This window comes from Afipia massiliensis (assembly GCF_001006325.2).
Classification (GTDB): domain Bacteria; phylum Pseudomonadota; class Alphaproteobacteria; order Rhizobiales; family Xanthobacteraceae; genus Afipia; species Afipia massiliensis_A.
Genome location: NZ_LBIA02000001.1, coordinates 838,022 through 857,263, shown reverse-complemented (window position 1 = coordinate 857,263; position 19,242 = coordinate 838,022). Strand labels below are relative to the sequence as shown.

Genomic DNA, 19,242 nt, shown 5'->3' with positions numbered 1-19,242 from the left:
GAGCAAACGTCGGGTACGAAAGGACACTCGCAAACTATGATTCTCGTGATCCCTTTGGTTCTGACCTTCGTAAAAGTGCTTGCGAAGGATACAGTACGAAGGTCAGAACCGGATCACGAGCATGAAGGGAATCGGACGCGAGTGCAATTGTTGTACTAGCAGCATGCGTCGAACAGGATCGAACCATGCCGCCACCCGTTTTCCGTTTCGCGCCAAGCCCGAATGGATTTCTCCATCTCGGACACGCGCGCTCGGCGCTGCTGAATTTCGATCTCGCCCGGCAGAGTGGCGGGCGCTTGTTGCTGCGCATCGAGGACATCGACGCCACCCGCTGCCGGCCTGAGTATGAGCAAGCGATTTACGAGGATCTCGCGTGGCTTGGCATCGCGTGGGAAGAACCGGTGCGGCGACAGTCGGAACATCTTGAACTTTACCGGGAGGCGGTTGACCGGCTCGCGCGTGACGGTCTGATTTATCCCGCGTTCGAGAGCCGAGCGGAGATCGCCCGGATGGTCGGCGAGAAGGAGCGGACGGGTGCGTGGCCGCGCGATCCCGATGGCGCTCCGGTCTATCCCGGCATCGGCAGGCAACTCACGGAAGTGGAACGCGCGCAGAGAATTCGCGCGGAAGTGCCCTATGCCCTGCGGCTCGATATGACTGCGGCGGTCGCACGCACCACCGGCGTCCTGTCATGGAGGGAGCAGGGGGCGGGTCCGGATGGCGAAACCGGCGACGTTCCGGCGCGGCCCGAACAATGGGGCGACGTCATCCTGGCCCGGAAGGACACGCCGACGAGCTATCATCTGGCGGTGGTCATCGACGACGCCCTGCAGGGCGTGACCCATATTGTGCGGGGCCAGGACCTGTTCTGGGCGACCGGCGTGCACCGCCTGCTGCAGGAGTTGCTCGGATTGCCGCAGCCGGTTTACCACCATCATGCCCTCGTGCTGGACGAAGCCGGGCAGAAGCTGTCGAAATCGACGCGGTCCACGGCGCTGCAGGACTTGCGGGCCGGCGGGACAACGCTGGCCGAAGTGCGGCGTCTTGTTGGTATTAACCCGTCTTAAACCTGCCGTGGCGTGACTCCCGCGCCTTCGGCATGGCATGTTAGACGCCGGATGGGTGGGGAATCATGGCGGCGAAATCGCGCGTCAAGCGCAGCCTGAAAACGCGCGGCAAAGACGGTGCAAAAACGCCAGCGCGAAAGCCGCGCGTGGCGAAAAAGGCGCGTGCAAAAAAGGCCGCCTCAAAAAAGATCAGCTTGAAAAAGGCTGTCGCCAAGCCCCCCGCAAAGCGGCGGGCCAAACGGCCGGATCTGGAATCGCGTATCGTCGAGGCCGCGCTGGCCGCGTTCGCCCACGAGGTCCGCACGCCGCTGACCGGTATTCTGGCGATCAGTTCGCTGCTGGCGACGTCCGAACTCGGCGAGCGGGAGCGGCGCTGGGTGGATACGATCAAGGTCGGCGCGGAGCATCTGGCGGCGCTGGCCACGCTGTTTGTCGATGCCGCGCGCCATGATACCGCCGGGCTCGCGGTGCGTCAGGATTTCTTCGATCTTCAGGCGCTGTCACAGGCGATCGGGGATTCGCTGGCCGGCCGCGCCGCCGCGAAGGGCCTGCGATCGCAGGTTGAGATCGCCGCGAAACTGCCGGTTTTCGTGATCGGCGACCCGGTGCGCCTGCGTGCGGCGCTCGAGAACCTGATCGATAACGCGGTCAAGTTCACGCAGCAGGGCACGGTGGCCCTCGACGTTTCGGTCAAAGCCGGCGCGGGCGACAGGCTGAGCATCGCCTTTGCGGTGTCCGACAGCGGTATCGGTCTTTCGCTCGCCGAGATCAGGCGGCTGTTCAAGCCGTTCTCGCAGGCCAATGTCAGCATTGCCTCCCGCTTCGGCGGTGCGGGCCTCGGATTGTCGTCGGTCAAGCAACTGGCCCGCGCGATGGGGGGCGACATCACTGCGACCCAGCGCAGTGGCGGCGGGATGACGTTCGTGCTGACCGTTGCGGTGAAGCGGGCCAAGGAGCTAACGGCTGCGCCGGGATCGGACATGCCGCCGCGTGCGTCGCAAGGCCTTCGCATTCTCAGCATCGAGGACAATCCGTTCGGCCGCGTCGTGCTCAACGCCATTTTGACCGAACTCGGCCATCAGGCCGAATTCATCGGACGCGGCGAAGCGGCGCCGGAGCGGATCGCGCAAGGCGACTTCGATGCGGTGCTGATGGACATGGTGCTTCCGGGCATCGACGGCGTTGAAGCAATCCGCCGTGTCCGCGCGCTCGAAGGGCCGCACGGACGCATCGCCATCATCGGAGTGTCGGGCCGCGCTGAAGATGAGGACGCCTCGCGCGCCGCGGGCGCAGATGCGTTCCTGACCAAGCCGGTCAGCCCGCGCGCGCTGGCGACCGCTCTTCTTCACGCGAAGCGGCCTTAGATTTCTGCCACTTGACGATCGACGCATTGAGTTCGCCGCCGTAGATGAAAATCGCGGCGATGAAATACAGAAACACCAGCGCGATCATCACCGATGCAAGGCCGGCATAGGTCGTGACGTAATTACTGGCGAAGCGCTCGAGATATTTTCCGAACATCACGCCGGACACCAGCGAAGCGAGCATTGTGACCACGATACCCGGCATGATCTCGCGCAGCTTGCGTGTGCCTGCGGGCAGCCACTTGTGCAGAATGATCAGCGCTGCAACGAGGGCGAAGATCGTGAGGCCGTAGCGCAGGATATTGAGAAGGTTTTCATTGGGTTCGACCAGTAGCGGGATATAGCGCCGGGCTGTCGCCAGAATGAGCGGGCCGAGCACGATCAGGAACGCCATGGCCAGCGACATCACGGCAGCGACCATGGTGTAGCCGATCGATTCAAGGCGAAGCCAGTACCAGCTGCGCTGTTCGACCACGCTATAGGAACGGTTGAGGCCGACGCGCAGGCTTTCGACTCCGTTCGATGCGAAGTATATCGCGAGCACGAGGCCGATGGTCAGCGTGCCCCCATGCGACTGGGTCAGTACATTGTGGATTTCGCCGGACAACGCGTCGGCGACCTGCGAGGGCCAGGTGTCCAGCATCATCTCGGCGGCCCGGTCGGCAAGGTCCTTGGAGCCGAAGACGCCGGCAAGAGCGGTAATGACGATCAGGAAGGGAAACAGCGCCATCAGCGCCGATAAAGCGATGTGGCTCGCGATCGCCCAGCCGTCATCGGCCAGGAACGTGTAGAACGCATCGAGTGCGATATTGAAAGCGTCTCGGATCAGCCTCACGTTTCACCCTGATTTATCGCCTTTAAGATGTACCGCGCCGGGCACCTAAAGTCATGTACGGTTGAGGAGCCAAAAGGTTCTCTCCCGCATTTTTAGACAGGCGATGGCGCGATGCCGTCGGCGGTGTTATCTACCCCCCATGACATCGTTCCTCTCAAGCATTGCCCTTCCCATCGCATTGGCCGCGGTCACCATCGTGCTGATGCTCGGCCTGTTCAACATGATGCGCGGCGGCTCGCCCAACACTTCGCAGCGATTGATGCGGCTGCGCGTATTGCTTCAGTTCATCGCCATCGTGATTGCCATGCTTGCCGTCTGGGCGCTTGGTAAGAGCTGATTGACGAGGCAGACTGGATTTCAACCGCCACTCCGACTGGCAAATGGATCGACGCGATGGTCATTCTCAACCGGATTTACACCCGCACCGGCGACGACGGCACCACGGCGCTCGGCAGCGGCGAACGCCGCCCGAAATACGATCTTCGCGTCAGTGCCTATGGAACCGTCGATGAAACCAACGCCGTGATCGGCGTGGCCCGCCTTCATCTGGCGCAGGCCCCGGCCATCGATGCGATGCTCGGTCGGGTGCAGAACGATCTGTTCGATCTCGGCGCCGATCTGGCCGTGCCGCAGCGGGAGGGCAAGGCCGAGCGGCTGCGCGTGCTGACCACGCAGGTTGAACGCCTTGAGCAGGATATCGACGCGCTCAATGCCGATCTGGCGCCGCTGAACTCGTTTATTTTGCCTGGCGGAACACCAGCTGCGGCCTATCTGCACATGGCGAGAACCGTCTGTCGCCGCGCGGAACGGATGGTGGTGGAACTGGCATCCCAGCCGGACGAGCCGGTGAGCGATGCAGCCCTGCAGTATCTGAACCGGCTGTCGGATTTTCTTTTCGTGGCCGGCCGGTCGGTCAATGACAATGGCGCCCGCGACGTGCTTTGGGTGCCGGGTCAAAACCGGTGATCGCGCGTATTAGGTATACCTTCCTGTATTTCTAGTTTTCGCGCGTTGACCCGGATTGGCGGGACCATTAGGTTCCGCGCCCAACCGCTTTAGAGTGGATGTGATCAACCCATTTCAGGACGAAAGGGAACCGATGAAGGTTCTGGTGCCGGTTAAGCGCGTCGTTGACTTCAACGTCAAGGTTCGCGTCAAGAGCGACGGGACGGGCGTTGAGCTCGCCAACGTCAAGATGTCGATGAATCCGTTCGACGAAATCGCTGTCGAGGAAGCCCTGCGCCTGAAAGAGGCCGGCAAGGCGACCGAGGTTGTGGTGGTGTCGATCGGACCCGCGCAGGCGTCGGAGACGATCCGCACCGGCCTCGCCATGGGCGCCGATCGCGGCATCCTCGTAAAGGCTGAAGGCACTGTCGAGCCGCTCGGCGTCGCCAAGATCCTGAAGGCCATCGTGGACGAGGAAAAGCCAGGTCTCGTGATCCTCGGCAAGCAGGCGATCGATGACGACAGCAACCAGACCGGCCAGATGCTGGCCGCGCTGCTCGGCTGGTCGCAGGCGACGTTCGCGTCCAAGCTTGAAGTCGACGGATCGGACTTCAAGGTCACCCGCGAAGTCGACGGCGGCCTGCAGACGGTGAAGGTCAAGGGACCGGCGATCGTCACCACCGACCTGCGTCTCAACGAGCCGCGCTATGCAAGCCTTCCCAACATCATGAAGGCGAAGAAGAAGCCGATCGACGAAAAGACCGCTGACAGCTTCGGCGTCGATCTTTCGCCGCGTCTCGAAGTTCTCAAGACCACCGAGCCTCCGGGCCGCAAGGCGGGCGTCAAGGTCAAGGACGTCGCCGAACTGGTGTCGAAACTTAAGGAAGTAGGGGCGCTCTGATGGCCACGCTGCTGATTGCTGAACACGACCACGCCACCCTGAAGGATTCCACCAACAAGGCCCTGACCGCGGCTGTCGCGCTCGGCGCCGAGGTCCACGTTCTCGTCGCCGGTGGCGGTGAGGGCACCAAGGCTGCCGCCGAAGCTGCCTCGAAGCTCACGGGCGTCACCAAGGTTCTGCTCGCGGAAAACGCCAGCCTGGAACACGATCTGGCCGAGCCGCTGGCTGCGCTGATCGTCTCGCTGGCTGGATCGTATGACGCGTTCGTCGCGCCTGCGACCTCGCGTTTCAAGAACGTGATGCCGCGCGTCGCAGCACTACTCGACGTGATGCAGATCTCCGAAATCATCAAGGTGGTTTCGCCTGACACGTTCGAGCGGCCGATCTACGCCGGCAACGCGATCCAGACCGTGAAGTCCAAGGACGCCAAGAAGGTCATCACCGTGCGGACCTCGACGTTCGCCGCGGCCGGCGACGGCGGCAGCGCGTCGGTCGAGAACGCCGCGGCTGCGGCCGATCCGGCGCTGTCGAGCTTCGTCGGCGAGGAAGTCGCCAAGAGCGATCGTCCGGAACTGACCTCGGCGAAGATCATCGTCTCCGGTGGCCGTGCCATGCAGAGCCGTGAGAACTTCACCAAGTACATCGAGCCGCTGGCGGACAAGCTGGGCGCCGGCGTCGGCGCTTCGCGCGCCGCGGTAGACGCAGGCTATGCGCCGAACGACTGGCAGGTCGGCCAGACCGGCAAGGTGGTTGCGCCTGAACTGTACATCGCCATCGGTATTTCCGGCGCGATCCAGCATCTGGCCGGCATGAAGGACTCCAAGGTGATCGTCGCGATCAACAAGGACGAGGACGCGCCGATCTTCCAGGTGGCGGACTACGGCCTGGTTGCCGACCTCTATCAGGTGGTGCCTGAACTGACGGCGGCGCTTTAAGATCGACATCCGGGCGCGCGATGCGCCCGGACCGTGTTATGTTGCGCACCGGCCCGGCGGGATTTCTGAACCCGGGGCCGGTGTTTTGACGTAATGTTAAAGAGGGTGCGGCAAGGTGATTGCCGTACCTTAAGGCTGAGAGCCACAGAGACCGGAAGCGAATGGCAGCGATCAAGACCGTTGGTGTGATTGGGTCGGGGCAGATGGGCAACGGCATCGCGCATGTTGCTGCGCTCGCCGGGTTCAATGTCGTACTTTACGATGTGTCCGCCGATCGCCTGAAATCCGCGATGGCCACCATCAACGGCAACCTGACGCGTCAGGTCACAAAGAAGACCATCACCGAAGACGCGCACAAGCATGCGCTCGCCAGAATCACCTCGTCCGACAGCCTCGACGGTCTGGCCGCCTGCGATCTCGTGATCGAGACGGCGGTTGAAAAGGAAGAGGTCAAGCGCAAGATCTTCCACGATCTCTGCGCGGTCCTGAGGCCCGAGGCGATTATCGCGTCGAACACGTCATCAATCTCGATCACCCGGTTGGCGGCCTCGACGGACCGGCCTGAGAAATTCATCGGCATTCATTTCATGAATCCGGTCCCGGTCATGGAACTGGCCGAACTGATCCGCGGCATCGCCACCGACGACGCGACGTTTGATGCTGCGCGCGCCTTTGTCACCGCGATGGGCAAGCAGATTGCCGTCTCCGAAGATTTTCCGGCTTTCATCGTCAACCGCATTCTGCTGCCGATGATCAACGAGGCGATCTACACGCTCTATGAGGGCGTCGGGAACGTCGAAGCCATCGACGCTGCGATGAAGCTCGGCGCGCACCATCCGATGGGGCCGCTCGAACTGGCCGATTTCATCGGCCTCGATACCTGTCTGTCGATCATGCAGGTGCTGCACGAGGGACTGGCCGATTCGAAGTATCGTCCGTGCCCGCTGCTGGTGAAGTATGTCGAAGCTGGCTGGCTTGGCCGCAAGTCGCAACGCGGTTTCTACGATTACCGTGGCGACAAGCCGGTTCCGACGCGGTAATTCTCCCGCGCGCCACAAAATGCGCTCCAGCTAAAATTTGTTAACTGTCTCTGGGCTAGGTTCACGTAACTTGAGTCGCTGAGAGAATGCGTTTCCATGGACGTAATGAGCATCGTTAGCAGCATGATGGCCATGCAGGCTGCCAATACCCAGCAGCAGATCGCAACCAGCGTCATGAAGCAGAACATCGATTCGGAAAAATCGGTGCTGCAACTGCTCCAGCCCGCCGCGAACAATCCGCCGGGCGTCGGTGGTAATCTCGATATTTCGGCCTGAACGCGGTCAGGAGACCGGCGTGATCCACCCGATACCGGCACCGCCGGGCTCGGTCAGGATCGCGATGCGGCCGACGTGCGGCACATCGAAAATCGGCCGCATCAGTTGCGCGCCGGATGCAATGGCTGTCTTCACCCGCGCATCGACATCATCGACCGCCAGATATGGCATCCAGCCTTCGGGGACACCCTCGAAGGCCGGGCGGTTGGTTGGAAAGATTCCGGCGGCCATTTCGCCGTTCGCATAGGCGACCCAGTAGGTTGCGCCGTCTTCCATTGGCATCGGCTCGAACGTCCATCCGATGGTCGTCTTGTAGAACTGCATGGCGCGCTCCGCATCGGGCGTCACCAGTTCATTCCAGTGGAAGTGTCCGTGCGACGTCATGGCTGTCTCCTTCGTTGAAGTCCTGACGCGCGATCAAGCGCTTACGATCCGCTCGCGCTACATCGCGCCGTTGACGTCGAGCACCGACAGGATATTGCCTGCGGGGTCCTTGAACCAGGCGATGGTGGGTCCGCCGTTGTCACGCGAGATGCCTTTCGCGTCGGTCTTGATGCTGGGCTCGGTGTAAATTTCGAACCGGACGCCGCGTTTCGTCAGTTCATCGACCGTCTTGTCGACGTCGTCGACCGGGAAATTGAGCACGGTGAAAGTCGCCGGGGCGTGGTTGGCTTTCGGATAGATCAGCACATCGCCGCCGCCGCCCAGATGCAGGTTCAGGAGTCCGTGCTCTTCGGACACTTCAAGTCCCAGTGTGCGGCCGTAGAATTCCTTGGCCTTGCCGATGTCATTGGTCGAGAAGCCGCTGAACGCATGACTTGCTTTCAACATGGCTACACTCCTTTGCATCACGATGGTTTCTGCCTGCCCCCACGCGATGTGAAACGCGAGGGAGTAGAGATTGGTTGCGCCGCCGGGGATCGGAATGACATTGACGTCATTCCGGTCGAGGAGATCGCGGCGACGGGCCGTGCTAGGCGGCCTGGTCATAGGCTTGTTTCAGGGTTTTGATGTCGAGCTTGATCATCTTCATCAAGGCTTCCATCATCTTTTGTGTTTGCACGGGCGTGCCGTTCTTCCACATGCCTGCAATCTCGGCAGGAACGATCTGCCACGTCAGGCCGAACTTGTCGGTCAGCCAGCCGCATTGTTGCGGAGAGCCGCCTTCCAGAAGTTTCTCCCAGTAGTGATCGATTTCTTCCTGAGTTTCGCAGTTGACCATAACGGAGATCGCGGGTGTGAACTGGAAGTGCGGCCCGCCGTTGAGGGCAAGAAATTTCTGGCCGTTCAGTTCGAGTTCGACGGTCACGACGGACCCCTCTTTCCCGGGCATATTCTTTCCGTAGCGCGCGATACTGCCAATCTTCGAATCCTTGAAGATGGATGTGTAGAACTTCGCGGCTTCTTCGGCTCTGCCGTCGAACCAGAGGCATGTGGTGAATGGCTGCATTCTCGTACTCCGTACCGGGTTAAAGTTGCTGGAAGATGCGGCGCTATGCCGTAACGAAGGTGTCGAAGCCGCCCCAGAACATGCGCTTGCCGTCGAATGGCATATTCTTCGGATCGTTCATCATTTTTGCGAGGCGCGGATCCGCCATCACTTTTTTCATCACGCTGTCGCGATGCTTGCGCGACTTGTAGGTGATCCAGGAGAAAACGACGGTCTCACCGGCCTTCAGCTTCACGCTTTGCGGAAACGAAGTGACCTTGCCGGGCTTGACGTCTTCGGCAACGCATTCGCGATAATCGAGAGCACCGTGATCGAGCCAGACCTTGCAGGCCAGCTTGGCCATGGCCGTGTAGGCTTTCATGTTCTTCTTCGGGACCGGCAGAACAAATCCATCGACATACTGCATTTCAAACTCCTTTGGTGGTTTCCAGGTTTATGCCGGGTGTCCGGCGGTGAAGTGTTACGAGTCCTGTTTGGCGGGCGCGCAGCAGGCGTGTTCGCCGTCGGGTGCACGGTAACGGTCGGTGGCATCGACATATCCGCCGCTGTCGTAGCGGTCGTGAAGCCGGACCCAGTCGGTCAGGTCGTTGTTCGGGCCATTCTCGTTGCGGCCTTTCGGCGTGATGTCGAGATACATGTAGGTACCGAGAATTTCTTCCAGCCCGCGGCCGTAGGTCGAATAGGTATGGAAGATCTCGCCGTTCTCGCTCTTGATGAAGACGCTGTTGCCGGAGAGATCCTCGATTGGAACTTCGGTCGCCTCGTAGTTGTAATAGACCTTGCCGTTCGCAACCTGGTCCGGCGTGAACGAGACGTTGAAGTCGTAATTGAAGTCACTGTTGGCGGATGACACCCATGTGAAGTGCCAGCCCATGCGCTTCTTGTAAGTCTCGATTTCGGAAAGCGGCGCGCGCGCCACTGCGACATAGGTGACGTCGTGATGTTCAAGATGCACCAGCGCGCCCTCGACGTGATCGGCCTCGAACGAGCAGCCGACGCAGCCTTCGAGCTGGCCGGGCGCCAGCATGAAGTGCTTGATGATCAACTGGCTGCGGCCTTCGAACAGGTCGGCCAGTGTCTTCTTTCCTTGCGGTGTATCGAAAACGTAAGTCTTCTCTACCTTTACCCAGGGCAGGGTGCGGCGCTCTTCGCTGATCTTGTCGCGCAGCCGGGTCAATTCCTTCTCTCTGGTGAGCAAAGCCTTGCGCGCGGACAGCCATTCGTCTTTTGAGGCGATCTTGTGCGTTTGCATCGGAAGCTCCTGTGTCTGGAAAATCACGCTGCCTTGATTCAAGCTGCCTTGGTTCAAGCCGCCTTGGCGCGGTTCCCCGGGAACGGATCGCGCCAGGCCGGAAGTTCGTTGAGGCGGGCATGCCACCGCACGATCTCCGGGAAGTCGCCGACCGGAATGTGCGCCTTGTCCGCATAGGGCAGGGTCACGGCGACGGCGAAGTCCGCGACGGTAAGTGTGTCGCCGACCAGATAATCGCGGCCGCGCAGGTGGTTGTTGAGCACCGAGCCGTGCTGGCGGACCCATTTTTCGGCCTCCTGCACGATTGCCGCGTCAGGCTCGCCGAACCCGAGCTGCGGTTTGACGAGATTTTGGAAATAGAGACTGCCGGCGAAGCGCGTGAAATGGTTGGCGTCCCAGCTTAGCCAGCGCATCACTTCAATCTGGCGTTGATCTTTGGGCCACAGGTCAGATCCCGCGACCCGCGCGAGATGGCACATGATCGCATTGGCTTCCCAAAGCGTCGTCTCGCCATCCTGCAAGACGGGGACCTTTCCGTTGGGATTGATTTCGAGAAACTGCGGCGTCCGGTTTTCCAGCTTGGCCAGATCGACATGCACGAACTCGACCGGCGAGTTGAGATACTTGGCGACGGCACACGCTTTCCGCGGATTCAGCGTCTCGGAATAGAAAAGCTTCATGTCGCACTCCTTTCGCTCAGTTTTTTACGCAATCAGGCGAAGAACTGTTCAAGCTTGTCGAGCGTTCCGGTCCAGCCGCGCTTGTGGCCGTCGCGGGCCGCTTCATCGAAGAACTTGTCGTGGGTCAGCGTGAGCAGCGTCACGTCGCCTTCCTCGCGCAGCACGACCGTCACCTGCGAGACGCGCTCCGGCGTCGAATGCCACGCCCAGCTGAACACCAGCCGTTGATAGGGCGTGACCTCGAGATACTTGCCGCCGACCTGATGCGACTCGCCGTCGTCGGTGCTGAAATTGATGCGGAAGTGCCCGCCGACGCGTACATCCATGTCGGCCTTTACGCTGTCGCCTATGGTGTGTCCGGGTCCGAACCACTGGACGATTTTGGCGGGATCCGTCCACGCTTCGAAGACTTTGGAGGCTGGGGCTTTGAGTCGTCGGGCGAGGGTGAGGCTTGGCTGGGTGAGCATAAATCCTTCTCCACAAAAGCGGCGAGACGATCGAGTTGTGCGGTCCAGAATCGCTGGTAGCGGCTGAGCCATTCCATTGCCTGCTCCATCGGGGCCGCTGTCAGGCGGCACGTGACTGTGCGGCCTGTCTTGCTCCTGGTGATCAGTCCCGCGTCCGACAGCACATCGAGATGCTTCATGACGGCGGGCAGGGACATTGCGAACGGTTTCGCCAGTTCGCTGATGGTGACGCTGTCGCGTCCTTCAAGTTCGGCCAGCAACGCGCGCCGCGTCGGATCGGCGACGGCGGCAAACACGCGGTTCAGGCGATCGGTAGAATAGTAAACCATGTGGTTAAGTATAGGGGCGCGCGTGGTGACGTCAAGGGGCGACGTCAGATGGAACTGCGGCTTTATTTCGCGGTGGCGGCCTTGATCAGCTTCAAAGCGTCGTCGCTGGCCCATTCAGCGGGGCCTGCGAGGGTCGCGATCTCGCATCCCGCGCCGTCGACCAGCACGGAGGTCGGCATCCCCAGCGCGCGCCCGGCGCTTTTCAGATCCTGAAACACCTTCGCCTTGCGGTCATGGAAATAGGCGAGCTTGGTCAGCGCGGCCTCCTTGAGAAAATTCTTCGGCTTTTCGGGATCGCGGGTGTCGATATTGATTGCGACCACCTCAAAGTCCGCGCCGCCAAGGGTTTCCTGCAGCTTGTCGAGCGCCGGCATTTCCTTGCGGCATGGCACGCACCATGTCGCCCACAGATTGACGAGAACGGTGCGGCCCTTCCATTCCGACAGCTTTCTGGTCTTGCCCTCGGAATCCTCGAACGTGAGATCGGGCAATTGCAGCGGAGCCGTGGCCATGGTTAATGCGGCGACTTCACCTTTCGCCAAAGGGGCGATTTTCTTGGCCAGATCGACCGCCGGCGCACATTGGGCCTGCGCGTGCGCATTGCGCATGAACCCGCCGATCCCGTATATCCCACCCAGTCCCGCCGCGGCCGCTATAATGGCGGAAACGACGGTTACTCGAATGCGAGACGCATTCTTGCGGGGCAAACCGGGTGTCGATGGATCGATATTGGGCATAGGTCTCGTCTCGGTTGAAATCGTCATGCTGCCGTTGCGATACAGGAAACGGATGGTTTGACGGAAAAGTGTCGGTTGGCGGTTGGATCTGAGCAGGAACGCGTGAGTACCAGGATATGAGCAACAAGATGTGGGGCGGCCGCTTCGGTGAAAGTCCCGATGCGATCATGGAGGAAATCAACGTCTCGATCGACGTCGATCAGCACCTTTACGCCCAGGATATCGCTGCGTCCAAAGCTCACGCCGCGATGCTCGCGGCTCAGGGCATTATCACGGCCAACGATGCAAAAAACATCACGGGCGGTCTAGACACGATTTTGTCAGAAATCTCCAAGGGTTCGTTCTCGTTCAAGCGTGCGCTCGAGGACATTCACATGAATGTGGAGAGCCGCCTTGGTGAATTGATCGGCCCGGCAGCGGGCCGTCTGCATACCGCGCGTTCGCGTAACGATCAGGTCGCGACCGACTTCCGGTTGTATGTGCGTGACGTCATCGACGACATCGACCGGGCGCTGGCCGCGTTCCAGCGCGCGCTGGTGGATCGCGCCATCGAGCACGCCGACACAGTCATGCCGGGCTTCACGCATCTGCAGACCGCGCAGCCTGTGACATTCGGTCACCATCTGCTGGCCTACACGGAAATGGCCTCGCGCGATCGCGGCCGGTTCGCGGATGCGCGCAAGCGACTGAACGAGAGTCCGCTGGGTGCCGCGGCGCTGGCCGGAACATCGTTCCCGATCGATCGTCACGCCACAGCGAGCGCGCTCGGCTTCGACCGGCCGATGGCCAATTCGCTCGACGCGGTGTCGGATCGTGACTTTGTGATCGAGACGCTGTCGGCGTCGGCGATTGCGGCGGTGCATCTGTCGCGCTTCGCCGAGGAGATCGTGATCTGGACCTCGCCGCTGGTGGGGCTGGTGCGTCTGTCCGACAAGTTCACGACCGGCTCGTCGATCATGCCGCAGAAGAGAAATCCGGATGCAGCCGAACTGGTGCGCGCCAAGACCGGCCGCGTCATCGGCTCATTGACGGCATTGCTGATCGTGATGAAGGGACTTCCGCTCGCCTATCAAAAGGACATGCAGGAAGACAAGGAAGGCGCGATGGAAGCCTTCAAGGCTCTTTCGCTCGCGATCCGCGCCATGACCGGCATGACGCTCGACATCATGCCGGAGGAAGCGCGCATGAAGGTGGCGGCGGGCGAGGGTTATGCCACTGCGACGGATCTTGCCGACTGGCTGGTGCGGACGCTGAAAATGCCGTTCCGCGACGCGCACCACGTCACAGGGCGAATCGTCGCGAAAGCCGCGGAACAGGGTCTCGCCCTGCACAAGGTGTCGCTGAGCGAGATGCAGGCGGTCGAGCCGAAAATCACCGCCTCGGTGCTGGATGTGCTGTCGGTCCAGGCCTCGGTGGAAAGCCGCACCAGCTATGGCGGCACCGCGCCGGCGAATGTCCGCGCGCAGGCCAAGGAGTGGCTCAAGCGGCTGGAAAAAGAGCAAAATTCGGGCTGATCCCGGATATTTTCGTTTAATCCGGGCCTCGCCAGAGCGGCACCTTCTTTGTATGGTGGCGCGGAATTTCAGGGACGGGTGGTCCGGTTCTGACATTGACGCAACGTTGGATACGGGACACTTACGCGTGACCTCTCGTTCGAATCGCTCCTACTCGAAACTGACGGCCGTTGGCCTGATCGTCGTGTCGTGCGCGCTTGCAGGATGTGGCCGCAAGGCCTTCCTCGACGCGCCTCCGGGGGCATCGGCAGATCCGAGCGGGACACCAACGTCGGACTTCGCCACTGCGAATCCGAATTCCGCGGCGAACCTCCAGACCGAAGTCTACCGTCCGCCGGGCAGCACCAACGTGCCGACCGCGCCGCGCGGCGAGAAAAAACGCATTCCGCTCGACGCGCTGCTGGACTGATCTAGTGCCCCTATCCGACGTTCGTTTCAGTCTGCAACGCTTTGCATACGAACGTCGGATGCGAGAGGGCACTAGCATATAATAATTCTAGCGATCCTTTGGTTCTGACATTCGTAAAGGGTGCCTGCGGAAATTATGATACGAATGTCAGAACCGGATCGCTAGGTCATGAATCACTTCCAGTATCGCAACGGCGTCTTGCACGCTGAAGACGTGAGCTTGATCCGTCTCGCCGATGAGGTCGGGACGCCGTTCTATTGCTATTCGACCGCCACGCTCGAGCGTCACTACGGCGTTTTCGCCGAGGCATTTGCCGGCGTGCCCACGCTGGTGTGCTACGCGATGAAGGCGAACTCCAATCAGTCCGTGCTGCGCACGCTTGCGAAACTCGGCGCGGGCGCCGATGTGGTGTCCGGCGGCGAGCTGAAGCGCGCGCGCGCCGCGGGCATTTCGCCGCAGAAGATCCTGTTCTCCGGGATCGGCAAGACCGAGGCCGAACTGCGGCAGGCGCTTGCCGAAGACATTCTCTGCATCAATGTCGAGTCCGAGCCCGAACTCGAACTGCTGTCGAAGCTCGCGAGCGAGATGGGCCGCACCGCGCGTATTTCCGTTCGCATCAATCCGGATGTCGATGCGAAGACGCACGCCAAGATTTCCACCGGCAAGTCCGAGAACAAGTTCGGGATTCCGCTCAGCCGCGCGCGCGAGGTTTATGCGCGCGCCGCAAAGCTTCCCGGCATCAAGGTCACCGGCGTCGATATGCATATCGGCAGCCAGATCACCGATCTCGGACCGCTTGAAGATGCCTTCAAGCTGATGGTTGAATTCGTCGGCACGCTGCGCGCCGACGGCCACACCATCTCGCACGTCGATTTCGGCGGCGGTCTCGGCATCCCGTACAAGCACGATCTGCCCAATCCGCCGGAGCCCGCCGCGTATGCGGCGATGGTCAAGCGAGTGACGAAGGGCCTCGACGCCACGCTGATGTTCGAGCCGGGACGCATGATCGTGGGCAACGCCGGGATTCTTGTCGCCCGCGTGATCTACGTGAAGCATGGCGATGCGAAGAATTTCGTCATCATCGACGCCGCCATGAACGATCTCATTCGTCCGACGCTGTATGAGGCGCATCACGACGTTCTGCCGGTGCGCGAGGATGCCGCGCGGAACTTCACCGCGGACGTGGTTGGTCCCGTCTGTGAGACCGGCGACTATCTGGCGCTCGACCGCCGGATGCCGGAGCCGAAGCCCGGCGACCTTGTGGCCATCATGACGGCGGGTGCTTACGGCGCGGTGCAGTCCGGCAGCTACAACACCCGTGCGCTGGTGCCCGAGGTGCTGGTGAAGGACGGCGAGTATGCGGTGGTGCGTCCGCGGATCGACGCCGAGGCGCTGATCGCGATGGACCGCACGGCACCGTGGCTTTAGGGCATGATCCCGAAAATTGAGAACCGGTTTCGGACCAGATCATGCCTCGGCAAAGAGTCTGCTAGTCCTTCACCACAATCCCGGAATCAGCCGGTAATGCACCTGCGAGCGGTAAGCGTCGTAGCCCGGCAGATTGCGACCGAGAAATCTTTCTTCGTCGATCAGGCGCACCGCGATCATCGCACTCAGGATGATCGCGGGAATGAACGCCCACCAGGACCCGAGCGCCAGCGGCGTCGCGAGAAACAGCACGATCGCGCCGACATACATCGGATGCCGGACCACGGCGTAGGGTCCGGTCGAGACGACTGTCTGATCCTTGGCGACCTCCACGATGCTTGATGAGAAGCTGTTCTCGCGGAACACCAGAAACATGATGATAAAACCGAGCGCTACGCCGACAAAACCTGTCGAGACCAGCGCGACTGGAACGTGCGACCACTGCCAGCGATAGTCGAATCCCGGCACCAGAATCAGGATAATCCCGGCCACGGATGTGAAAGCCTGAATGATCTTCTGGCTCTTTTCCTTTTCGGCAATGGGGCCAACCTTGAGCCGCCGCCCGATTAATGCGTCGTCGTGCCTGGCGAGATACAGGATGATCGCGGCGGAGGCCGCTCCCATGATCGCGAGATAGACCCACCCCTGCCAGTACCTCAGTGACCAGGCCGGGATGAAAAGCAGGGCCGCAATGGCGGCCAGCGATCTCAGCAATCCGGCGACTGCCTTTTTGGCGTTGAGGCTCATCGAAAAGTCTCCAGGCGTTCTCCTGCACGGGAAGTAGCTCACCGAGAGGCGTGGCCAAGCCCGGGAACCGGCGCTTCGCCGTCACGCTTTTGTGAGAGGGAATGTCGCCATGTCGCGGATGATCGTGGCTTTTGGCAGCCGCTTTGCATGTGGGTAGCGCGTTGAGACCATGCCTCATTGCAGCCGCTGTGCTAGGCTGCAATGACTTGAATCTGGAGAGCCAGTTGAACGGACCGACCCCAGACCCATCGGAGCGTCCGCGCATTGCCGAGGAGGCCCGGAAACTTCAGCTCGCGCAGGCCTTGCAGCGCGCGCGGCTCGCGGTCGCATGGGAGCGCGGCTGGCCGCATCTCGCGCGGCTGTTGACCGTCGCCGGGCTTTTTCTGGCCGCGTCCTGGGCCGGTTTCTGGATCGCTCTTCCTTTCGCTGTACGCATCGTCGCCTTTGCCGCTTTTGTGCTGCTTGCATTCGCGGCGCTGGTGCCGGCGATCCGGTTTCGCTGGCCGACGCGCGAGGATGCGCTGCGCCGGCTCGATCGCGGCACCGGCATTCGCCATCGCCCCGCCACGGCGCTGACCGATACGCTCAAATCGCAGGATCCGATCACGCAAGCGCTCTGGCAGGAGCAGCACGCGCGTACGCTGGCCTCGATCAAGCGTATCCGCGCCGGTCTGCCGTCACCGCGCCTCGCGCTGCACGATCCGTGGGCGTTGCGCGCGCTGGTGGTCGTGTTGCTGGTTGCGACCTATGTCGCCGCCGGCAGCGATCGTTTCGCGCGCGTCGTCGCAGCGTTCGACTGGAATGGTGCCTTCTCGGCTGCGAATGTTCGCGTCGATGCCTGGGTGACGCCGCCGCCTTACACCAGCCGTCCGCCGATCATCCTCTCGGCCTCCACCAATAAGGACGCGCCGCCGTCTGGCGCCGGGCCTGTTTCGGTGCCGGCGGGAAGCACTCTGATCGTCCGATCCAGCGGCAGCAGGCTCGATGTCGCCGCAAGCGGCGGCGTGACGGAAACGCCTGTCGCAGGGAATGCGCCGCAGGGCACCAACGAGCGGAACTTTACGATTACGGGCGACGGTATCGCGCATGTCCGTTCGCCTTCAGGGCAGCCGCAATGGACATTCAAGGCGATGCCCGATCGCGCGCCCAGCATTTCGCTGGCCAAGGACCCCGAACGGCAGGCCAAGGGTGCGCTGCTGCTATCCTACAAGCTCGAAGACGATTACGGCGTTACCGAAGCCCATGCGCAGTTCGCGCCCCGTGCGGCGAAAGAGGATGGCGCCAGGGAGGACAGCGCCAAGGCGCAGCCACTGTTTGATCCGCCGTCGATTACGCTCGGATTGCCGAATGTGCGCACGCGTAACGGCGTCGGCCAGACGGTGAAGGACCTGAGCGAAAATCCCTACGCCGGCGCGGATGTCACGCTGACGTTGACCGCGAAAGACGAAGCCGGCAATGAAGGGCGCAGCGAGCCGTTCGACATGCGGCTGCCGGAGCGGCTGTTCGTGAAGCCGCTGGCGCGGGCGCTGATCGAGCAGCGCCGTAACCTCGCGCTCGACGCCAACCAGAAGCCGCTGGTGCTGATCGCGCTCGAAGCGCTGATGATTGCGCCCGAGGCGTTCACGCCCGAGCTTGGACATTATCTCGGCCTGCGTAGCGTCGCGAACCGGCTCAACCGCGCCAAGACGCGCGACGCCATGCGCGAGACCGTCGACAGCCTGTGGGCGCTCGCGATCGCGATCGAGGACGGCAACATCACCGACGTCGACAAGGCGCTCCGCGCCGCGCAGGACGCGCTCAAGGAGGCGCTTGAGCGCGGCGCCAGCGACGAAGAGATCAAGAAGCTGACCGACAACCTGCGCGCGGCGCTGGATAATTTCATGCGCCAACTGGCGGAGCAGTTGCGCAACAACCCGCAACAACTGGCGCGGCCGCTCGATCCCAACACCAAGGTGATGCGCCAGCAGGATCTCAAGAACATGATCGACCGCATGGAGCGGCTGTCGCGCTCCGGCGACAAGGATGCCGCGCGCGCGCTGCTCGATCAGATGCAGCAGATGCTGGAAAACCTGCAGATGGCGCAGCCCGGGCAGGGCGACGGCGAGATGGAGCAGGCGCTGAACGAACTCGGCGACATGATCCGCAAGCAGCAGCAGTTGCGCGACAAGACGTTCAAGCAGGGGCAGGAATCCCGGCGCGAACGCGGCCGCGGCGAGCAGGGCAATCAGGGCCAGATGGACGGGCTGCGCCAGGACCAGCAGGCGCTGCGAGACCGGCTGAGCAAGCTGCTCGAGGACATGAAGAAGAACGGCATGATGCCGGGTCAGCGCGGCGAGAAGGGCCAGCCGGGTCAAGGTCAGCAGGGTCAGCAGGGACAGGACGGTCAGGACGGCGGCGATGCGCTTGGCGACGCCGACTCCGCGATGGGCGATGCCGGCAGTCAGCTTGGACAGGGCAATGCCGACAGCGCCGTCGATTCACAGGGCCGCGCGCTTGAGGCCCTGCGCAAGGGCGCGCAGAATCTCGCGCAGTCGATGCAGCAGGGCGAGGGACAGGACACCGGGCCGGGCGAGCGCATGGGCCGTCAGCAGAACAGCGGCAACACCACCGATCCGCTGGGACGGCCGCTCAGCGGCCGTGAGTGGAGCGATGATCTCTCCGTGAAGATTCCCGGTGAGATCGACGTACAGCGCGTGCGGCGAATTCTGGAAGAACTGCGCCGCCGTCTCGCGGACCCGCAGCGGCCGCAAATCGAACTCGATTACATCGAGCGGCTGCTCAAGGATTATTGAGCCTTAGGCGCGCTTCGGCCTTCATGCCGGCGCGGCACAGTCCCCATCCGATTTTTCGATCAGGAGCGCTTGAC

At 61.9% G+C, this 19,242-nt stretch carries 23 protein-coding genes; 12 read left to right on the top strand and 11 right to left on the bottom strand.

The window, feature by feature from the left end; translation table 11 throughout:
* Positions 1-185: 185 nt before the first annotated feature.
* Together gluQRS and YH63_RS03955 are read left to right on the top strand one after the other, a co-directional pair.
* A complete protein-coding gene (gene gluQRS / locus YH63_RS03960; RefSeq protein WP_046828733.1) occupies positions 186-1,067 on the top strand; it encodes a tRNA glutamyl-Q(34) synthetase GluQRS in 882 nt (293 codons plus the stop codon).
* Positions 1,068-1,132: 65 nt separating this feature from the next.
* The gene (locus YH63_RS03955) at positions 1,133-2,431 is read left to right on the top strand and encodes an ATP-binding protein (protein ID WP_046828734.1); all 1,299 of its coding nucleotides are present in this window, start codon (positions 1,133-1,135) and stop codon (positions 2,429-2,431) included.
* Here the strand turns inward: YH63_RS03955 and YH63_RS03950 are convergent.
* Entirely contained in the window at positions 2,382-3,266 is an 885-nt protein-coding gene (locus YH63_RS03950) for a YihY/virulence factor BrkB family protein (protein ID WP_046828735.1), read from the bottom strand. The genes YH63_RS03955 and YH63_RS03950 overlap by 50 nt on opposite strands.
* Positions 3,267-3,405: 139 nt before the next feature.
* Between YH63_RS03950 and YH63_RS03945 the strand changes: the two genes are divergently transcribed.
* The 6 genes from YH63_RS03945 to YH63_RS03920 all read left to right on the top strand — a co-directional run bounded on the left by YH63_RS03945 (position 3,406) and on the right by YH63_RS03920 (position 7,363).
* A complete protein-coding gene (locus YH63_RS03945; RefSeq protein WP_046828736.1) occupies positions 3,406-3,603 on the top strand; it encodes a twin transmembrane helix small protein in 198 nt (65 codons plus the stop codon).
* Between the two features lie 56 nt (positions 3,604-3,659).
* Entirely contained in the window at positions 3,660-4,232 is a 573-nt protein-coding gene (locus YH63_RS03940; RefSeq protein WP_046828737.1) for a cob(I)yrinic acid a,c-diamide adenosyltransferase, read from the top strand.
* A gap of 133 nt (positions 4,233-4,365) precedes the next feature.
* Complete coding sequence (locus tag YH63_RS03935) at positions 4,366-5,112, top strand: electron transfer flavoprotein subunit beta/FixA family protein (RefSeq protein WP_046829766.1); 747 nt, start codon at positions 4,366-4,368, stop codon at positions 5,110-5,112.
* Entirely contained in the window at positions 5,112-6,047 is a 936-nt protein-coding gene (locus YH63_RS03930) for an electron transfer flavoprotein subunit alpha/FixB family protein (RefSeq protein ID WP_046828738.1), read from the top strand. Before YH63_RS03935 ends, YH63_RS03930 begins: the two co-directional genes overlap by 1 nt.
* A gap of 161 nt (positions 6,048-6,208) precedes the next feature.
* A complete protein-coding gene (locus tag YH63_RS03925) occupies positions 6,209-7,087 on the top strand; it encodes a 3-hydroxybutyryl-CoA dehydrogenase (RefSeq protein ID WP_046828739.1) in 879 nt (292 codons plus the stop codon).
* 96 nt (positions 7,088-7,183) lie between these two features.
* Positions 7,184-7,363 carry a YjfB family protein gene (locus YH63_RS03920; RefSeq protein WP_046828740.1) on the top strand — a complete coding sequence of 60 codons (180 nt, stop codon included), beginning with the start codon at positions 7,184-7,186 and terminating at the stop codon, positions 7,361-7,363.
* 6 nt (positions 7,364-7,369) lie between these two features.
* Here YH63_RS03920 and YH63_RS03915 read toward each other — a convergent pair whose 3' ends face one another.
* The 9 genes from YH63_RS03915 to tlpA all read right to left on the bottom strand — a co-directional run bounded on the left by YH63_RS03915 (position 7,370) and on the right by tlpA (position 12,278).
* Positions 7,370-7,747 (bottom strand): VOC family protein, encoded by a 378-nt coding sequence (locus tag YH63_RS03915; protein WP_046828741.1) that lies wholly within the window; start codon positions 7,745-7,747, stop codon positions 7,370-7,372.
* A 57-nt stretch (positions 7,748-7,804) separates the two neighbouring features.
* Positions 7,805-8,353 (bottom strand): VOC family protein, encoded by a 549-nt coding sequence (locus YH63_RS03910; RefSeq protein ID WP_246658008.1) that lies wholly within the window; start codon positions 8,351-8,353, stop codon positions 7,805-7,807.
* A complete protein-coding gene (locus YH63_RS03905; RefSeq protein ID WP_046828742.1) occupies positions 8,337-8,813 on the bottom strand; it encodes a VOC family protein in 477 nt (158 codons plus the stop codon). Before YH63_RS03905 ends, YH63_RS03910 begins: the two co-directional genes overlap by 17 nt.
* 43 nt (positions 8,814-8,856) lie before the next feature.
* Complete coding sequence (locus tag YH63_RS03900; RefSeq protein WP_046828743.1) at positions 8,857-9,219, bottom strand: DUF1428 domain-containing protein; 363 nt, start codon at positions 9,217-9,219, stop codon at positions 8,857-8,859.
* 54 nt (positions 9,220-9,273) lie between these two features.
* Positions 9,274-10,065, bottom strand: a complete 792-nt coding sequence (locus YH63_RS03895; RefSeq protein WP_046829768.1) for a DUF899 domain-containing protein — start codon at positions 10,063-10,065, stop codon at positions 9,274-9,276.
* A gap of 53 nt (positions 10,066-10,118) precedes the next feature.
* The gene (locus YH63_RS03890; RefSeq protein ID WP_046828744.1) at positions 10,119-10,745 is read right to left on the bottom strand and encodes a glutathione S-transferase family protein; all 627 of its coding nucleotides are present in this window, start codon (positions 10,743-10,745) and stop codon (positions 10,119-10,121) included.
* 32 nt (positions 10,746-10,777) lie between these two features.
* Complete coding sequence (locus YH63_RS03885) at positions 10,778-11,125, bottom strand: SRPBCC family protein (protein WP_246658115.1); 348 nt, start codon at positions 11,123-11,125, stop codon at positions 10,778-10,780.
* The gene (locus YH63_RS03880) at positions 11,092-11,541 is read right to left on the bottom strand and encodes an ArsR/SmtB family transcription factor (RefSeq protein ID WP_046828746.1); all 450 of its coding nucleotides are present in this window, start codon (positions 11,539-11,541) and stop codon (positions 11,092-11,094) included. Before YH63_RS03880 ends, YH63_RS03885 begins: the two co-directional genes overlap by 34 nt.
* Before the next feature lie 62 nt (positions 11,542-11,603).
* Positions 11,604-12,278, bottom strand: coding sequence for a thiol:disulfide interchange protein TlpA (gene tlpA, locus YH63_RS03875; protein ID WP_046828747.1), 675 nt, complete (start codon positions 12,276-12,278; stop codon positions 11,604-11,606).
* Between the two features lie 116 nt (positions 12,279-12,394).
* On the opposite strand from tlpA, the gene argH reads away from it, so the two are divergent.
* The 3 genes from argH to lysA all read left to right on the top strand — a co-directional run bounded on the left by argH (position 12,395) and on the right by lysA (position 15,629).
* Positions 12,395-13,792, top strand: coding sequence for an argininosuccinate lyase (gene argH / locus YH63_RS03870; RefSeq protein WP_046828748.1), 1,398 nt, complete (start codon positions 12,395-12,397; stop codon positions 13,790-13,792).
* A 127-nt stretch (positions 13,793-13,919) separates the two neighbouring features.
* Positions 13,920-14,201 (top strand): hypothetical protein, encoded by a 282-nt coding sequence (locus tag YH63_RS03865; protein WP_046828749.1) that lies wholly within the window; start codon positions 13,920-13,922, stop codon positions 14,199-14,201.
* 168 nt (positions 14,202-14,369) lie between these two features.
* Positions 14,370-15,629 carry a diaminopimelate decarboxylase gene (lysA, locus tag YH63_RS03860; RefSeq protein WP_046828750.1) on the top strand — a complete coding sequence of 420 codons (1,260 nt, stop codon included), beginning with the start codon at positions 14,370-14,372 and terminating at the stop codon, positions 15,627-15,629.
* A gap of 69 nt (positions 15,630-15,698) precedes the next feature.
* Here the strand turns inward: lysA and YH63_RS03855 are convergent, their stop codons facing one another.
* Entirely contained in the window at positions 15,699-16,376 is a 678-nt protein-coding gene (locus YH63_RS03855; RefSeq protein WP_046828751.1) for a methyltransferase family protein, read from the bottom strand.
* Positions 16,377-16,600: 224 nt separating this feature from the next.
* Between YH63_RS03855 and YH63_RS03850 the strand changes: the two genes are divergently transcribed.
* Entirely contained in the window at positions 16,601-19,168 is a 2,568-nt protein-coding gene (locus tag YH63_RS03850; protein ID WP_046829769.1) for a TIGR02302 family protein, read from the top strand.
* Positions 19,169-19,242 lie beyond the last annotated feature (74 nt).

Coding starts and splice junctions, on each gene's coding strand:
- lysA (WP_046828750.1), top strand. CDS start 14,370: ATGAATCACTTCCAGTATCGCAACGGCGTCTTGCACGCTGAAGACGTG.
- YH63_RS03955 (WP_046828734.1), top strand. CDS start 1,133: ATGGCGGCGAAATCGCGCGTCAAGCGCAGCCTGAAAACGCGCGGCAAA.
- YH63_RS03930 (WP_046828738.1), top strand. CDS start 5,112: ATGGCCACGCTGCTGATTGCTGAACACGACCACGCCACCCTGAAGGAT.
- YH63_RS03895 (WP_046829768.1), bottom strand. CDS start 10,065: ATGCAAACGCACAAGATCGCCTCAAAAGACGAATGGCTGTCCGCGCGC.
- YH63_RS03945 (WP_046828736.1), top strand. CDS start 3,406: ATGACATCGTTCCTCTCAAGCATTGCCCTTCCCATCGCATTGGCCGCG.
- YH63_RS03940 (WP_046828737.1), top strand. CDS start 3,660: ATGGTCATTCTCAACCGGATTTACACCCGCACCGGCGACGACGGCACC.
- YH63_RS03855 (WP_046828751.1), bottom strand. CDS start 16,376: ATGAGCCTCAACGCCAAAAAGGCAGTCGCCGGATTGCTGAGATCGCTG.
- YH63_RS03935 (WP_046829766.1), top strand. CDS start 4,366: ATGAAGGTTCTGGTGCCGGTTAAGCGCGTCGTTGACTTCAACGTCAAG.
- YH63_RS03910 (WP_246658008.1), bottom strand. CDS start 8,353: ATGACCAGGCCGCCTAGCACGGCCCGTCGCCGCGATCTCCTCGACCGG.
- YH63_RS03915 (WP_046828741.1), bottom strand. CDS start 7,747: ATGACGTCGCACGGACACTTCCACTGGAATGAACTGGTGACGCCCGAT.
- YH63_RS03890 (WP_046828744.1), bottom strand. CDS start 10,745: ATGAAGCTTTTCTATTCCGAGACGCTGAATCCGCGGAAAGCGTGTGCC.
- argH (WP_046828748.1), top strand. CDS start 12,395: ATGAGCAACAAGATGTGGGGCGGCCGCTTCGGTGAAAGTCCCGATGCG.
- YH63_RS03905 (WP_046828742.1), bottom strand. CDS start 8,813: ATGCAGCCATTCACCACATGCCTCTGGTTCGACGGCAGAGCCGAAGAA.
- tlpA (WP_046828747.1), bottom strand. CDS start 12,278: ATGCCCAATATCGATCCATCGACACCCGGTTTGCCCCGCAAGAATGCG.
- YH63_RS03925 (WP_046828739.1), top strand. CDS start 6,209: ATGGCAGCGATCAAGACCGTTGGTGTGATTGGGTCGGGGCAGATGGGC.
- gluQRS (WP_046828733.1), top strand. CDS start 186: ATGCCGCCACCCGTTTTCCGTTTCGCGCCAAGCCCGAATGGATTTCTC.
- YH63_RS03880 (WP_046828746.1), bottom strand. CDS start 11,541: ATGGTTTACTATTCTACCGATCGCCTGAACCGCGTGTTTGCCGCCGTC.
- YH63_RS03900 (WP_046828743.1), bottom strand. CDS start 9,219: ATGCAGTATGTCGATGGATTTGTTCTGCCGGTCCCGAAGAAGAACATG.
- YH63_RS03920 (WP_046828740.1), top strand. CDS start 7,184: ATGGACGTAATGAGCATCGTTAGCAGCATGATGGCCATGCAGGCTGCC.